Annotated in this window: 12 protein-coding genes and 1 pseudogene; 5 read left to right on the top strand and 8 right to left on the bottom strand. The window is 66.3% G+C overall.

Annotation, left to right across the window (positions count from 1 at the left end):
• The first annotated feature begins 108 nt into the window (after positions 1-108).
• Genes AU192_RS26310 through nrfD form a run of 4 tightly spaced genes read left to right on the top strand, consistent with a single transcriptional unit; the run spans position 109 to position 5,294 of the window.
• A complete protein-coding gene (locus AU192_RS26310) occupies positions 109-1,731 on the top strand; it encodes a molybdopterin-dependent oxidoreductase (protein ID WP_242656969.1) in 1,623 nt (540 codons plus the stop codon).
• Positions 1,688-3,358: a molybdopterin dinucleotide binding domain-containing protein gene (locus AU192_RS26315; RefSeq protein WP_242656970.1), complete on the top strand. Its 1,671-nt coding sequence runs from the start codon at positions 1,688-1,690 to the stop codon at positions 3,356-3,358. The genes AU192_RS26310 and AU192_RS26315 overlap by 44 nt, the downstream gene beginning before the upstream one ends.
• 2 nt (positions 3,359-3,360) lie before the next feature.
• The gene (locus AU192_RS17565; RefSeq protein WP_120275686.1) at positions 3,361-4,266 is read left to right on the top strand and encodes a 4Fe-4S dicluster domain-containing protein; all 906 of its coding nucleotides are present in this window, start codon (positions 3,361-3,363) and stop codon (positions 4,264-4,266) included.
• Between the two features lie 14 nt (positions 4,267-4,280).
• Positions 4,281-5,294 carry an NrfD/PsrC family molybdoenzyme membrane anchor subunit gene (nrfD, locus tag AU192_RS17570; protein WP_064398834.1) on the top strand — a complete coding sequence of 338 codons (1,014 nt, stop codon included), beginning with the start codon at positions 4,281-4,283 and terminating at the stop codon, positions 5,292-5,294.
• A 14-nt stretch (positions 5,295-5,308) separates the two neighbouring features.
• Here the strand turns inward: nrfD and qcrB are convergent, their stop codons facing one another.
• From qcrB to coxB, 8 genes and pseudogenes are all read right to left on the bottom strand, one after another.
• Positions 5,309-6,973, bottom strand: coding sequence for a cytochrome bc1 complex cytochrome b subunit (qcrB, locus tag AU192_RS17575; RefSeq protein ID WP_064398436.1), 1,665 nt, complete (start codon positions 6,971-6,973; stop codon positions 5,309-5,311).
• Positions 6,970-7,212, bottom strand: a pseudogene (locus AU192_RS26290) (QcrA and Rieske domain-containing protein); the annotation flags it as partial. The gene qcrB and the pseudogene AU192_RS26290, both read right to left, overlap by 4 nt.
• A gap of 611 nt (positions 7,213-7,823) precedes the next feature.
• A complete protein-coding gene (locus tag AU192_RS17585) occupies positions 7,824-8,579 on the bottom strand; it encodes a c-type cytochrome (protein ID WP_082695048.1) in 756 nt (251 codons plus the stop codon).
• On the bottom strand, positions 8,576-9,454 hold the full coding sequence (locus AU192_RS17590; protein WP_064398439.1) for a cytochrome c oxidase assembly protein: 879 nt from the start codon (positions 9,452-9,454) through the stop codon (positions 8,576-8,578). The genes AU192_RS17585 and AU192_RS17590 overlap by 4 nt, the downstream gene beginning before the upstream one ends.
• Complete coding sequence (locus AU192_RS17595) at positions 9,442-9,831, bottom strand: hypothetical protein (RefSeq protein WP_064398441.1); 390 nt, start codon at positions 9,829-9,831, stop codon at positions 9,442-9,444. The genes AU192_RS17590 and AU192_RS17595 overlap by 13 nt, the downstream gene beginning before the upstream one ends.
• The gene (locus tag AU192_RS17600; RefSeq protein WP_064398443.1) at positions 9,831-10,448 is read right to left on the bottom strand and encodes a cytochrome c oxidase subunit 3; all 618 of its coding nucleotides are present in this window, start codon (positions 10,446-10,448) and stop codon (positions 9,831-9,833) included. Before AU192_RS17600 ends, AU192_RS17595 begins: the two co-directional genes overlap by 1 nt.
• A complete protein-coding gene (ctaD, locus tag AU192_RS17605; RefSeq protein ID WP_064398445.1) occupies positions 10,445-12,382 on the bottom strand; it encodes a cytochrome c oxidase subunit I in 1,938 nt (645 codons plus the stop codon). The genes AU192_RS17600 and ctaD overlap by 4 nt, the downstream gene beginning before the upstream one ends.
• Positions 12,379-13,389 carry a cytochrome c oxidase subunit II gene (gene coxB, locus AU192_RS17610; RefSeq protein WP_064398447.1) on the bottom strand — a complete coding sequence of 337 codons (1,011 nt, stop codon included), beginning with the start codon at positions 13,387-13,389 and terminating at the stop codon, positions 12,379-12,381. Before coxB ends, ctaD begins: the two co-directional genes overlap by 4 nt.
• Positions 13,390-13,617: 228 nt before the next feature.
• Between coxB and ccsA the strand changes: the two genes are divergently transcribed.
• Positions 13,618-14,325: a cytochrome c biogenesis protein CcsA gene (gene ccsA / locus AU192_RS17615; RefSeq protein ID WP_064398448.1), complete on the top strand. Its 708-nt coding sequence runs from the start codon at positions 13,618-13,620 to the stop codon at positions 14,323-14,325.
• The last annotated feature ends 62 nt before the right edge of the window (positions 14,326-14,387 follow it).

The following is a 14,387-nucleotide window of genomic DNA, read 5'->3' on the forward strand; positions in this document are numbered from 1 at the left end:
TTTCCCTGAGCCGGAGGTTTGTGGCGGCGACGGCGGGGTAACGCCCCATCGTCTCGGCGCAGCCCCGACGGATTCGGTCTGCGCACCGGTGCGGACGAAGGGGCTGCGATGGGTGTGCGTCAGTGGATCACCGAATGGCCGGTTTATCGGCAGTTGATCGGCTCGGATCCGCTCGGGAAAGCCGCTGCCGCGCAGTCGGTTCACAGTCGGTCGCTGCAACCGCGGACGTCGACCGCCGACAAGGTGGTGACGTCGGTGTGCCCGTACTGCGGCGTCGGCTGCTCGCAGAAGGTCTACGTCAAGGACGACAAGGTCGTCCAGATCGAGGGCAATCCCGACTCGCCGGTGAGCCGGGGCCGGCTGTGCCCCAAGGGGGCGGCCAGCCTCCAGCTGACCACCGGATCGTCGCGGATGCACCAGGTGCTCTACCGGCCGCCGCGAGGCACAGACTGGCAGACCCTCTCACTGGAGCAGGCGATGCACATGGTCGCCGACCGGGTCATCGAGACGCGCGCGAACAACTGGCAGCGAGAGGTAGACGGCAAGCTCGCCGCGCGCACCATGGGAATCGCGAGCCTCGGCGGCGCGACGCTGGACAACGAAGAGAACTATCTGATCAAGAAGCTTTTCACCGCGCTGGGCATCGTGCAGATCGAGAACCAGGCGCGGGTGTGCCACAGCTCCACGGTCGTCGGCCTCGGCACGTCGTTCGGCCGCGGCGGCGCCACCACGTTCATGCAGGATCTGCAGCACGCCGACTGCATCGTCATCCAGGGGTCGAACTTTGCGGAATGCCACCCCGTCGGATTTCAGTGGGTGATGGAGGGGAAAGCCCGCGGGGCGGTGGTGATCCATGTCGACCCCAGGTTCACGCGCACGAGCGCGCTGGCCGACCTGCACGTGCCCATCCGCGCTGGCACCGACGTCGCGTTTCTCGGCGGCATCGTCAATCATGTGCTCTCCGAGGAGAAGTACTTCCGCGAGTTCGTCCTGAACTACACCAACGCCGCGATGATCGTCGACGACGATTTCGAGGATGTCGAGGACCTGGACGGGCTGTTCTCCGGCTTCGAACCGGAGGCGCGTAACTACAAGACCGCCGAATGGCAGTACGAGGGCATGGAGGTCGCGTCGGCGTCGGGCAAGCGCGGCCGGGGCTCGGGTGAAGCGCACAAGGAAGACGACGTGCGCGCGGCCGGTCGTGGTGAGCAACACGGCATGGGTGGCGCAGCCATGGAGGGCAAGCTCGACCGGGACGAAACGTTGCAGAACCCGCGGTGCGTGTTTCAGATCCTCAAACGCCACTACGCCCGCTACACGCCGGAGATGGTGCACCGCATCTGCGGCATCCCACCGGAGACGTTCGCGGAGGTCTGTCGTCACCTGACCGACAATTCCGGCCCCGAACGCACGAGCGAGTTCGTCTACGCCGTGGGCTGGACCCAGCACAGCATCGGCAGCCAGTTCATCAGGGCCGCTTGCGTTCTGCAGCTGCTGCTGGGCAACATGGGCCGCCCCGGTGGCGGGATCCAGGCGCTGCGCGGGCACGCCAGCATCCAGGGGTCAAGCGACATTCCCACGTTGTTCAACCTGCTACCGGCTACATCCCGATGCCGTACGCGATGCCCGAGCAGAGCCGGGCCGGGTTCATCGAGTCGCACGCGGCGCGCATTGGGTTTGGGCGAACATGGACGACTACCTGGTCAGCCTGCTCAAGGCGTGGTGGGGTAAAACGGCGACCGCCGATAACGACTACTGCTTCGATTACCTGCCCCGGCTGACCGGCTCGCACAGCACCTACGACACCGTGTTCGAGCAACTCGAGGGTCGATGCAAGGGCTACTTCCTGCTCGGCGAGAACCCGGCAGTCGGGTCGGCGAACGCCAAACTGCAGCGGCTCGGCATGGCCAACCTGGATTGGCTTGTGGTGCGCGACTTCTCGCTGATCGAAAGCGCCACCTGGTGGAAGGACGGGCCGGAAGTGCAGACTGGCGAGATCCGCCCGGAAGAGAACGACACCGAGGTGTTCTTCTTCCCCGCCGCCGCTCATACAGAGAAGTCCGGCAGCTTCACCAACACCAACCGGCTGCTGCAGTGGCATGACCAGGCGGTGGAGCCCGACGGTGACGCGCGCAGCGATCTGTGGTTCATGTACCACCTGGGCCGAATTATCCGTGAGAAGCTCTCGGGCTCAACGGATCCCAGGAACCGGCCGATCCTCGACCTGACATGGGAGTATCCGACGCTGGGTCGCACCGCGGAGCCGGATGCCGACGCGGTGCTCGCCGAGATCAACGGATACGACGGCCAGGGGAAACCGCTGTCGTCGTACACCGAGCTCCGCAATGACGGGTCGACCACGTGCGGCTGCTGGATCTACTGCGGGGTGCGCAAGGACGGCGTCAACCAGGCGGCGCGCCGCAAACCGCAGACCGAACAGGACTGGGTGGCGCTGGAATGGGCGTGGGCGTGGCCGGACAACCGACGCATCCTCTACAACCGCTGTTCGGCCAAGCCCGACGGCTCGCCGTGGAGCGAGCGCAAGAAGTTGGTCTGGTGGGACGGCGAGCAGCAGAAGTGGACGGGCTTGGACGCGCCCGACTTTCAGGCCACGAAGCCGCCCGACTACCGGCCGGGTGATCACGCCGCCGGGGTGGACGCATTGTCTGGCATCGACCCCTTCATCATGCAAGCCGATGGGAAAGGCTGGTTGTACGTGCCGTCCGGGTTGGCCGATGGTCCGCTGCCGACACACTACGAACCGCAGGACTCGCCGGTGCGCAACGCGCTCTACGGCCAGCAGCGCAATCCGGCCCGCATGGTGTTCTCCGATCTGCACAACCGCTACACGCCCGATCCCGGCGAGGAGGGCTCGCGGGTGTATCCCTATGTGGCGACCACGTATCGGCTCACCGAGCAGTTCACCGCCGGTGGCATGTCCCGCTGGACGCCCTACCTGTCGGAGTTGCAGCCCGAGATGTTCTGCGAGGTATCGCCCGAGCTCGCCGAGGAACGCGGGCTGACTAACGGCGAGTGGGCGACCATCGTCAGCCCCCGCGCGGTGATCGAGGCGCGGGTTCTGGTCACCGACCGGATGACACCACTGAGGGTGGCCGACCGCACGGTGCACCACGTCGGGCTGCCCTACCACTGGGGGCCCAACGGGCTCAGCACCGGTGATGCGGCGAACGAGTTGTCATCGGTTGTGCTGGACCCGAACTCGCACATCCAGGAGGTGAAGGCCTTCACGGTTGACATCCAGCCGGGGCGGCGGCCGCGCGGTGCCGAAGCCAACGCCATGGTCGCCGAGTACCAGCAGCGGGCGGGGCTCACCGAGAAGACCGGCACGGAGGTATGAGCATGGGCATCGAACACGGCCTGTCCGCCGACGACCCGCCGAGCGGCGGCGGCTATCCCGACCGACAGCCGCGGATGGGATTTTTCACCGACACCACGGTGTGCATCGGTTGCAAGGCCTGCGAGGTGGCCTGCAAGGAATGGAACCATGTTCCCGACGACGGGCTCAACTTCACCGGGATGTCCTACGACAACACCGGCGGCCTGGGTGCCGATACCTGGCGCCACGTGGCGTTCATCGAGCAACGCAAACCGCTTGCCGCCCAAGCCGGTACCGCGGAGGTGGTGGACATCGGCATGCCGTCGACGGCCAAGCCCGGCGACGGCGACGGGCAGCGCAGCGAGTTCCGTTGGCTGATGTCCTCGGATGTCTGCAAGCACTGCACCCATGCGGCTTGTCTGGACGTGTGCCCGACCGGCGCATTGTTCCGAACGGAGTTCGGAACCGTCGTGGTACAGGAGGACATCTGCAACGGCTGCGGATACTGCGTGCCCGCCTGCCCGTACGGGGTGATCGACCAGCGTAAGGATGACGGCCGGGTATGGAAGTGCACGCTGTGCTACGACCGTCTCGGCGACGGATTGGAGCCGGCATGTGCCAAGGCCTGCCCGACCGACTCGATCCAGTTCGGGGAATTGGCGGGGTTGCGCGACCACGCCGAGCAGCGCGTCGAACAACTGCATGCCGCGGGGATCACCGACGCCCGATTGTACGGCGACGATCCCGATGACGGTGTCGGTGGTACCGGCGCATTCTTCCTGTTGCTGGACAGACCGGAGGTCTACGGTCTGCCGCCGGACCCGGTGGTGACCACCAGGGATCTGCCGCAGATGTGGCGCAACGTCGGCGTGGCCGCCGCCGGGATGCTGGCCGGGATGGCGGCCTTGTTCCTGGGGGGACGACGGTGACCGAGCGTGACCGGATGACCGGAATCCCGAAAGATCCCGTCGCCCCGCCGGATCGGGCGGCCGTCACCGGCGACGTGCACCGACTGCCGCAACGCAAGCGTGGCCGGGGACGCGGCGAAAAGAAGATGGTGCCCGACGCCGCGTTCGAGTCTTACTACGGCAAGCCGATTCTCAACAAGCCGACATGGGAAGCCCGGGACATCGCGGGCTATCTTTTCCTCGGCGGGCTGGCGGGCGGTTCGTCTGTGCTGGCGGCGGGCGCCGAGTTGACGGGCCGTCGTCGACTGGCACGGTCGATGAAACTCGGCGGGCTGGTCGCGATCCTCGGTTCGCTGGCCGCCCTCATCCACGACCTCGGTCGGCCTGAGCGATTCGTCAACATGCTTCGGGTGGTCAAGCCGAGCTCTCCGATGAGCGTCGGCTCGTGGATTCTGGCCGCCTACGGCCCCCAGGCCGGTGTCGCCGCGCTCACCGACGTGACCGGTCGGTTCCCTCGGATCGGCAGGGCCGCCACGATCGGAGCGAGCCTGGTCGGTCCCGCAGTCGGGTCCTACACCGCGGCGCTGATCTCCGACACCGCCGTGCCGACATGGCATGACGGCCACCGTCAGATGCCGTTCGTCTTCGTGGGCTCGGCGGCCGCCGCCGCCGGGGGGCTGGGGGTGCTGACCGCCCCGATCGCCGAGGCGGGGCCCGCCCGACGGGCGTTGCTCCTTGGCGCCACCACCGAATTGGCGGCGACAGAGCTGATGGACCGCCGGATGGGCTTGTCGGCCGAACCGCTGCACCGGGGTCGAGCGGGCCGCCTGATGAACGCCGCCAAGGGGTTGACCGCCGCCGGTGCGGTGCTCGGGGGACTGCTCGGCCATCGATATCGCGCGGCGGCGGTGATCGGCGGATCCGCAGCGTTGGCCGGCTCGGCCTGCACCCGGTTCGGCATCTTCCACGCCGGCGTCGCCTCCGCAGAGGACCCGAAATACACCGTGGTCCCGCAGCGCGAGCGCGCCGACCGTCAGCGGGTGTCCTGACGGGGATTTCGGGCTCAGCGCCGACTGCGGATCACACCGACCGCGGCGGCCACGACCACCACCGCTCCCGCCGCGAGCGTGAGGCGGTGGTCGGTGTCGCGTGGCTTTTCGGCTCGTTCACCGTTGACCGCCGAGGGCACCGGAAACCGGTCCTTCAGTGCCGGGTAGGCCTCACCGGCGGCGGAGCGGGCCGCGCCGTCACTGGCGTAGGAATTGGTGCTGTCCAGCGAGAAGTCCTCGGATTCCAGGTAGCGCCAATGCCATTGCGAATCCGCAGAGCGTTCGACCTCGATTCGCTGCCGGAGCGGTGACGCGGCGCCATGCTTCGAGGGCCGTTGCCGCAACGCGGCTTTCAGGTCTGACCGGGTCAGGTCGGTGAACCCGCCCGACACTCCGCTGAGGGCCCGGGCCAACACGTAGGCGACCGCAGCTGCCAGCAGAGGCAACACCAGAACCGCGATCCGCAGGAACCACAGCACCGCCGCGATCGAGATACCGAGCCAGTCAGCGAACACGTCGTCGCCGGCCGCGACGACCAGGAGAAAGAAGAACGTCAGAGCGTAGACGCCGACCGCGATTCGAACGGGGTGATCGCGCGGCCGATCCAGTAACTGGTGACTGAGATCGTCTTTGGTCGCCCAGCGCTCCAGAAAAGGCCATGCGTACAACAACACGAACGTGACGCCGCCGAGCACCACCGTCGGCCAGAAGACCGTCGGGATGAGGTGACCGAAGAGGTGAAGATCCAGGCGGGGGAACAACCGCAGCGAGCCGTCACCCCAGGCCACATACCAGTCCGGCTCGGCGGGAATCGTCGCCTGCGCCGGTTTGAACGGACCATAGATCCAGATCGGGTTGATCTGGGCCAGGCCGCCAAGGCCGAACATCACGGTCAGCGTCGCGCAGAACAGCCCGAGGGTGCGCACGGTGTAACTCGGCCAGAGCCGAGACCCCACCACGTTGTGCTCGGTGCGGCCCCGCCCGGGAAACTGGCTGTGCTTCTGGCGCACCAGGATCAGCAGATGGGTGGCGATCAGCACAGCCAGCAGCGCGGGCACGATGAAGACGTGTGCGGTGAACATCCGGGGAATGGTGTGATCGGCGGGGAATTCGCCGCCGAAGACCAGGAATGCCAGCCATACCCCCACGACGGGGATCGACTGCACCGACGAGTAGATGATGCGCAGGCCGGTGCCCGACAACAGATCGTCGGGCATCGAATATCCGGTGAATCCGTTCAGCAGCGCGAGCACCAGCATTGTCACACCGACGATCCAGTTGATCTCCCGCGGACGGCGATAGGCGCCCGTGAAGAAGACTCGGCACAGGTGCATCACGATGGCTCCGACGAAGATCAGCGCCGCCCAGTGATGGGTCTGCCGCATCAGCAGACCGGCCCGCACGTCGAAGCTCATTTCCAGCGCCGAAGCAAAGGCCGCCGACGTCCGCACGCCGTTCATCGGTGCGAAGTCGCCGACGTAGGTGGTTTCGGCCCGGCTGGGATCGAAGAACAGAGCCAGGAAAATGCCGGTGAGAACCAGTACGACGAAGCTGTAGAGCGCCAACTCGCCGAACATGAAGGTCCAGTGGTCGGGAAACACCTTCTTGAGTGCCTTGCGCAGCGGAGAGGCGACGCGCAATCGACTGTCGACGCTGCGGACGATGGCTCGGGTGATCATGGTCGACTCCAGTAGCCGGGCCCCGGAGGAGAGGTGAAATCTCCGGTGGCATAAAGGAATCCCGCTTCATCGACCGCGATCGGCAGGCCCGGTAGCGATCGGGCTGCCGGTCCTTGAACCGGCTTTCCCGCCGCCAGCAGGTCGAAGATCGACTGGTGGCACGGGCACAACATCTGGGCGGTGCCCTGCTCGTAGAGCGATACCGGACAGCCCGCGTGCGTGCACACCAGCGAGTAGGCCACGACGCCGTCGATCATTCCGCCGGGAGGACGCACAGTGAACCGCGACGGCGTTATCCGCACCAGGAACGCCGGAACGTCACCGCCTTCCGTGTGCCCCTCTGGAAAAACCTTGAGCACGGTTTCCTCGGTGACGTCGCTGAGCCGGACCGGCCGGTTGTCGGCATCGACGAGACGCGGGTTGTCAAGCCGCCAAGCGGTTTGCGAGAGCTGGCGAAGTGGGTGCTCGCCGCGTGGCTGAAGCAGGGAACGAAGCGGGAACAGCAAGGCTGCGCCGACCGCGCTGACCGCCAGCATCAGCATCGCGAGCAGACCACGGCGGTGTGGGTGGGCGATGGCCGTGAGTTCTCCTGCGGCCGCGGTGGTCTCGCTTTGCGGTGACGCGAACCCCTCATGCTCTTCGACATAACCGCCCTGACGGGTCAACCGGCGCGCCCACACGGTCAGGCCGACGCTGAGCCCACCGAACGCGATGACCAGCGCCGCGCCCATGGCTTGGGTGGACCAGGCGAGCGCGTAGGCCGTCGCGAAGAGCACGGCTCCGGCGATGGCTGCGCCGAAGGAGGCGACGATGGCGATCTGGGGGCGGTCGGCGTCTTCTCGCGTTCGCGTCATTTGGTCCTGCTCCCCAACCGTCGCGACACCAGCAGCAGCAGCGGTAGGCCGACTAGCATCGCAAGCAGGCCTTCAGTGAGTGGGCCGATGCGACCGAGACTGAGCCCTCCCCTGTCCAGATCGCCGTGTGTGCCCTTGAGCCTGTCGACATACGCGGCGATGTCGTCGATGTCGTCGTCGCTCAGTACGCTCGGTGGAAACCTCGGCATGAGCCCGGGCCCGACCCGGATGGCCTCGCCGACCTGCGTCGGTGTCGCCCTGCGCAAATCGGGTGCGCTTCGACCACCGGTGAGCGCGTCGCCGGTGCCGCCCGGCGAGTGGCAGGCCGCGCAGCTCTGCGCATACAACTCGCGGCCACGTTGGGCGTCGGCCGGCCGAACGTCGGGAATTCGGGGGCCGCCCGGATGAAGGCGGGCCAGATAACCTACGACAGCATCGATCTCCGCTGGGCTCAGCTTCGCCTCCTGGTGCTTGGCCTGGTATTGCTCTTCGGGGCCGAGCGGCATACGGCCCGTACTCAGCTGGAAGTCGACCGATGCGCTGCCCACGTCGGCCAAGGAGGGTCCGCGGTCGGTGCCCTCGGCGTTGGGACCATGACATCCCGCGCACGTCTGGGAGTAGATGCTCCTACCCGGATCCGCAGTACCCTGCGGGACCTGAGGTTTCGGCATCGGGGGTGGCTGATATGCGGAGCAGGCCGCGGTCACCGCGGCGGCGGCCAGGCCAGGCGCGATCCGCGCCCACGCTTTCACGAAGACACCTCCTGCACGGCGACGTGTGGTGACATCTGCATGTCCTCGGGGTGGTCCGCGACCAGGCCGGTCAGCCAGCGCCCGAACGCGCTCAGTGCGATACCGAGGAGCACGACGTCCATCGGTATCCACATCACCAGACCGGCGAGCTGCTGATCGGCCAGGGCGTCGGCGGCGGTGTACACCTCCGACGGATACAACGGCGCTGGTGCGAACGTGAGCACCGCGCCCAGCGCCGCGGCCGTCATGCCCACCGCGAACAGCAGCAGGAAACCGAGCGGTCCGGCGATGCGGTGCCGGTCTGGACTCAGGATCCCCGCGAACAGCAGCCATCCGATCATGATGAACGAGAAGTGTTCCAGCACATGCACACCGGGATTGCGCTCAGCCCAGACGAACAGCGCGGGGAGATGCCAGAGCCACAGCACACACGTGAAGAGCAAACAGCCCCCGATGACGCGGTTCGCCGGCCGCCGAACCCAGCGAAGGGCGGGATGGGCGCGGGTCCTGTTGAACAAGCGTCGGAGTCGATGCGGCAATGCCAGCGACAGTGGAAGTGCAGCGCCCCCGGCGCCGAGCAGGGGACCGGCCAACGCCAGCAGCAGCATATGCTGCGTCATGTGGCCGGCGAACGAGTCGGCCGAGAACGCACGTACGGGGGCGCTGTCGGCCAGCGCGATGACGGTCAGGCCGAGGCCGAATGCGATGGCATTGCGGATGCCGACCACGGCGCCGGTACCCCTTCGCTGCCAGAGGTTTTGCACTCCGATGCCATACAGGGCCCCTACAAAACACAGCGAGACGATCGCGAGTATCGACCACCACGGGTCGGAAGCCGTGGTGGCCGCGTGCGCCAGCACCGTCACATCAGGCATGACGGGAACACCAGGAGCGCGATGCCGTCGAAGACGATGATGGCGAGGAACAACATGTTCGACCACAGCGCAACGCCGGCGACGAGGTAGGCGCGGCCCGCCTGGTCGGTGCTGTTGTCCAAACGCTTCGTTTGGCGTCGCATCCACCAGGCGGCCAACAGCGCGGTCAGGCACACCAGGCCGGGGATCACGGTGGTCAGCGTGACGACGGACTTGAGGGTGTGACTAAGGATGGTGGAATGACCGCTCAGACAGGATGTTTCGGTCAGTCCCCAGGACGAGGCCAGGTGCACCGCCCACGCGGCGGCACCGCCGATGGCGGCGAACCACATCCACAGTGCGCCGATGACGGGCGGCTCGGAGGTCTGCTGTGCCATCACAGCCGCCCGGACAGGTAGATGGTGAACAAGATGAATACCCAGACCGCATCGACGAAGTGCCAGTAGATTGCGGTGAGACGCACACGCTCGTGGCGCCGGAATCCGAAGCTGCCGCGGAGCGAGGCCGCCAGCACCCAGGACACCATGAGCAAACCGATCAGCACGTGCAGGCCGTGGAATCCGGTGATGGTGTAGAAGAACGACCCGTAGACGTTGGTGGTCAGGGTGTACTCCTTGAGCTTGCTCGAGTACTCCATGCCCTGCAGCACCAGAAACGATCCACCCATCAGCAGCGTGGCCAGCAGGCCGAGGCGCAGTCGCCACCGCTTTCCCTTTCTGATGCCGCGCTCCGCCCACATCACCGGCAGGCTGCTGGGCAACAGCAGCACGGTCATGATCAGTGGCCTCATGAGTTCCGGCTCCTTGATCTCGCCGGGAGGCCAGGACGGTAGCTGGAACCGCACGTAGAAGTAGCTGCTGAGCAGCACGGCGAAGACCGTGGCCTCCGTCGTGACGAACATGACCATGCCCCACCAGCCCACGGTCCGCCCGGCGGGGGCCTCGGCCAGAAACGTTCTCGGGGTGGCGACCTCGACTCGGTCGTTGACGGTCATGTCAGTCCTCCCGACACGCCCGCTTCCTGCGGGCTGCGCTCCGGGGGCCACAGCCAGCCCGCCAAGGTGACAAAGACGATCGCCGCCCCGACGCCGGCCACCCAGTACCAACCGACAAGCAAGCCCACGAACCCGACCAGAAGTCCGACCGCGACGAAGAATGGCCGCATCGATTCCTCGACCACCTCGATCGCCTCGTCATACTTGCCGTCGAGTTCCGTCGATGTCGACGTCATCCGCGAGCCGTCGAGGACACGCTCCGGTTCCGGTTCGGCGACCGAGGCGGCGGTGCGTTCGTCCCACATCGGATGCAGGCTGTAGACGCGGGGGATGACCGCGAAGTTGTAGTGATCGGGAGGCGAGGCGGTGGCCCATTCCAGGGTGTCGCCGTTCCACGGGTCCGGCGGGGCCGGCCGGCCGTAGCGCATCGCGTGGAGCAGCACGCCCAGCAGCAGAGCCAACCCCACCGCCAGCACTGCAGCGCCGATGCTGGACAACAGATTCCACACATCCCAGCCGAGGTGCGGACGATACGTGTAGATGCGTCGGGGCATGCCCTCCAGCCCCGACATGTGCATGGGGAAGAAGGTCAGGTTCATTCCGACGAAAACCAGCCAGAACGCGGTGACCGCGGCGCCTTCGTGGTACATCCGGCCGGCGATCTTGGGCATCCAGTGAAGTAGTCCGGCCATGATCGGAAATACCGCGCCGCCGAACAGCACGTAGTGGAAATGGGCCACCACGAAATAGGAATCGGTGATCTGCTGGTCGTAAGCGACCAGCGCGAACATCACGCCGGTCACGCCACCGACTACGAAGGTGACGATGAACCCGAGCGCGAACAGCATCGGCGCGCGCAGCCACACCCGGCCCAGATACATCGTCGACAGCCAGGCGAATATCTGGATTCCGGAAGGGATGGTGATCAGCACGCTTGCGGCGCTGAAGAAGCTCAGCGAGAGTCGGGGCAACCCGGTGGCGAACATGTGGTGTACCCACACGCCGAACGACACGATCCCGATCGTGACGGTCGAGAGCACGATGAGCGGGTAGCCGACGAGAGCGCGACGGGAGAACACCGGGATGATCGCCGAGACGATGCCGAGCGCCGGCATCACGATGATGTAGACGTCGGGGTGACCGAAAAGCCAGAACAGGTGTTGCCACAGCAGCACGTCGCCGCCCGTGTCCGGATCGAAGAAGTGAGCTCCGAAGCGCCGATCGAGAAACAACATCGCGTTGGCGAGATTCAGCGGTGGCAGTGCAAAGATGACCATCATTGAGGTGGCGACCAAGGTCCACACGAAGATGGGAACGCGATTCATCGACATTCCCGGTGCCCGCATCTTCAGCGCGGTGACGATGAAGTTGATGGCACCGGCGGTGGTGGAGATGCCAAGGAACAACAGGCCCAGTGAATACACGTCGATCCCGAGTCCGGGGGAGTACGGCTCCGTGGTGAGCGGCACGTAGTTGAACCAGCCGCCCGCGGGCGCATTGCTGAACATCAAGCTGGAGAACATGAAGACGCCGGAGAACAGAAACACCCAGTAGCCGAAAGCGTTGAGCCGGGGGAATGCCATGTCCCGCGTGCCCAACATGAGCGGAACGAGCAGGTTCCCGAATCCGAACAACATCGGGGTGGCGAAGAAGAAGATCATCGTCGTGCCGTGCAGGCTGAAGAATTGGTTGAACCACTGCGGTGGCACCAGTTCTTCTTCCGGGCGTGTCAGCTGGGCGCGCATCATCAATGCCAGCGAGCCCGAGATCAGGAAGAACGCCGCCGCGGTCACCAGGTAGCGGCGACCAATCCGCTTGTGATCGACCGTGGTGAACCAGGTTCGAAACGTCGGCGCCTCGGACCAGTACTTCTCGAGGCGCTCGTCGAGCGAATCGCGCCCAGGGGTGCGCTCAGTGTGCGGGGTCGCCGTCACGACGCTCCTTCCTTCTCCGGTTGCCGAAGCGAGCGCAGGTACGCGATCAGATCGTCCATGCCTGTCGCGGGTACCGACTGCGGTGGCATGGCGTTACCGGGTTTCGACTGCTGTGGGTCGGCGATCCACTCGCGCATGTGCTCCGGGTCGTTGGCCAGCGTTCCCGCCCCCAAGCTCCATCGATCACCGATCGTGGTGAGATCCGGAGCGACGGTACCGTCGGCGTCCGTGCCGCGAATGGTATGACAAGCGGCACAACCCATTTGGGCGAAGACCTGTTGTCCGCGCTGCTGTGCCGGCGTCTGGGCGCGCGCAGGGGAGCCCGCCCACTTCAACCAGGCGTCGAACTGGGCGCGGGGTTCGGCGACCACCATGAACGCCATGTGGGCGTGCTGCATGCCGCAGTATTCGGCGCACTGGCCGCGATAGTGACCGGACTGGTCCGCGCGCAGCCACATCGTGTTGGTCTGCCCGGCGATCAGATCCGTCTTCGGCATCAGTTGCGGAACCCAGAAGCTGTGCAGGACGTCGTCGGTGCGCAGGATCAGCTTCACATCCGTGCCCGCCGGGATGTGGAGTTCGTTGGCGGTCACCACCCCGGTGCCGGGCGGGTAGCGGAACTCCCACCACCACTGGTGGCCGATCACTTCCACGGTGAGCGGTGTCTGGGATTCCGCGGCGTTCTCCGGGCGGCTCAGCGCCAGCATGTCGCGCAGGTTGAGACCGTAGACGGCCGCCAGCACGACGAAGGGGATGACCGCGCCGGCGATGACCACGAAAGTCAGCGGATTGCGCTGGCTGACGTCACCGCGGCGCCTGCGGCGCGCAATCACCAACGCCACACCCACGAACACGATGACGCACACCGCCACCGAGCACCAGAACAGCACCCACCACAGGCTTTCGATCCTCCGCGCTCCCGGTCCACCGGGGCGCAGCGTCGACGGCGATTGGTCTGAGCATGCCGCCACGAGCGTCAGCACGGCGAGCGTGACCCCGCCGATCACGCGACGCCATCTTGGGGACCTGCGCGCAGTGCCCAACGGCCATCTCCTCCATGCGACCGCTGCGAACTACCCAGGCGCAAGTCGGATAAACAAGCGACTTCTTATGCGATTTCGGAAAGTCATGTTTCGGCGGGGTCGCTCGGGGTAGCACGTCTTGCGATCTTGGGCGGCGCCCCGCCGCCGAGGTCATCCGGTCACGCCCGAACCGAGTGCCGCAGGAGAATTCACATGACCTTCGAAGTTCCGTTGCAGGCACCGAGGCCGTCGACGCTTCGGGCCCTCGGTTGGGCGGCGTCGGGCTGTGGACTGGCGGCGCTGTTGATCGCCGTGTCGGTCGCGCCGCCGGACAGCGTGCAGGGGGAGGCGGCACGGCTGATCTATGTGCACGTTCCCGCGGCGTGGACGGCATACCTCGGCTATCTCACCGTCGTCGTCTCGTCGGTGCAGTACCTGCGCATTCGCGACGAGAAGTGGGATCGGTACGCCAGGGCGGCCGGCGAGATCGGGGTGGCCATGACGGCGCTGACCATCGCGGTCGGCAGCGTGTGGGGGCGTGCGGTCTGGGGAGTGTGGTGGGCCTGGGATCCGCGATTGGTCAGCACCTTGCTCCTACTGCTGGCCTACGCCGGATACCTTGCGGTGCGCCATGTCGGCGACGTTCGCCGTCGCGGCCTGCGCGCCGCGTGGTGGGGGATCTGTGCCTCGCTGATCATTCCGGTGGTGCACTTCTCGGTGGTCTGGTGGCGCTCGCTGCATCAGCCGGCGACGTTGCTGGCCCCGAGTTCGAATCCGCCGATCGACTCGATCATGGCCGCCGCGCTGGCATTGTCCGTGGTGGCCTTCACCACGGCCTCGGTGTGGTTGCTCCTGCGGCGGCAGTCCGCACTCCGGTCCGGGTTCCGGTATGCCGACGAGCCATCGATGAGCACGCCGTGACCGGCTGGGTGGCCGTCTGCACCGGCCTGCTCCTGACCGCGGTCACATTCGCGGCGTTGGTT

It is taken from the genome of Mycobacterium lehmannii, from assembly GCF_001499925.1.
GTDB classification, from domain to species: Bacteria; Actinomycetota; Actinomycetes; order Mycobacteriales; family Mycobacteriaceae; genus Mycobacterium; species Mycobacterium lehmannii.

Excerpts from the sequence above, each read along its gene's own strand:
- qcrB (WP_064398436.1), bottom strand. The coding sequence starts at position 6,973 with ATGATCACCCGAGCCATCGTCCGCAGCGTCGACAGTCGATTGCGCGTC.
- AU192_RS17595 (WP_064398441.1), bottom strand. The coding sequence starts at position 9,831 with ATGGCACAGCAGACCTCCGAGCCGCCCGTCATCGGCGCACTGTGGATG.
- ccsA (WP_064398448.1), top strand. The coding sequence starts at position 13,618 with ATGACCTTCGAAGTTCCGTTGCAGGCACCGAGGCCGTCGACGCTTCGG.
- AU192_RS26310 (WP_242656969.1), top strand. The coding sequence starts at position 109 with ATGGGTGTGCGTCAGTGGATCACCGAATGGCCGGTTTATCGGCAGTTG.
- nrfD (WP_064398834.1), top strand. The coding sequence starts at position 4,281 with ATGACCGGAATCCCGAAAGATCCCGTCGCCCCGCCGGATCGGGCGGCC.
- AU192_RS17590 (WP_064398439.1), bottom strand. The coding sequence starts at position 9,454 with ATGCCTGATGTGACGGTGCTGGCGCACGCGGCCACCACGGCTTCCGAC.
- AU192_RS17565 (WP_120275686.1), top strand. The coding sequence starts at position 3,361 with ATGGGCATCGAACACGGCCTGTCCGCCGACGACCCGCCGAGCGGCGGC.
- AU192_RS17600 (WP_064398443.1), bottom strand. The coding sequence starts at position 10,448 with ATGACCGTCAACGACCGAGTCGAGGTCGCCACCCCGAGAACGTTTCTG.
- AU192_RS26315 (WP_242656970.1), top strand. The coding sequence starts at position 1,688 with ATGGACGACTACCTGGTCAGCCTGCTCAAGGCGTGGTGGGGTAAAACG.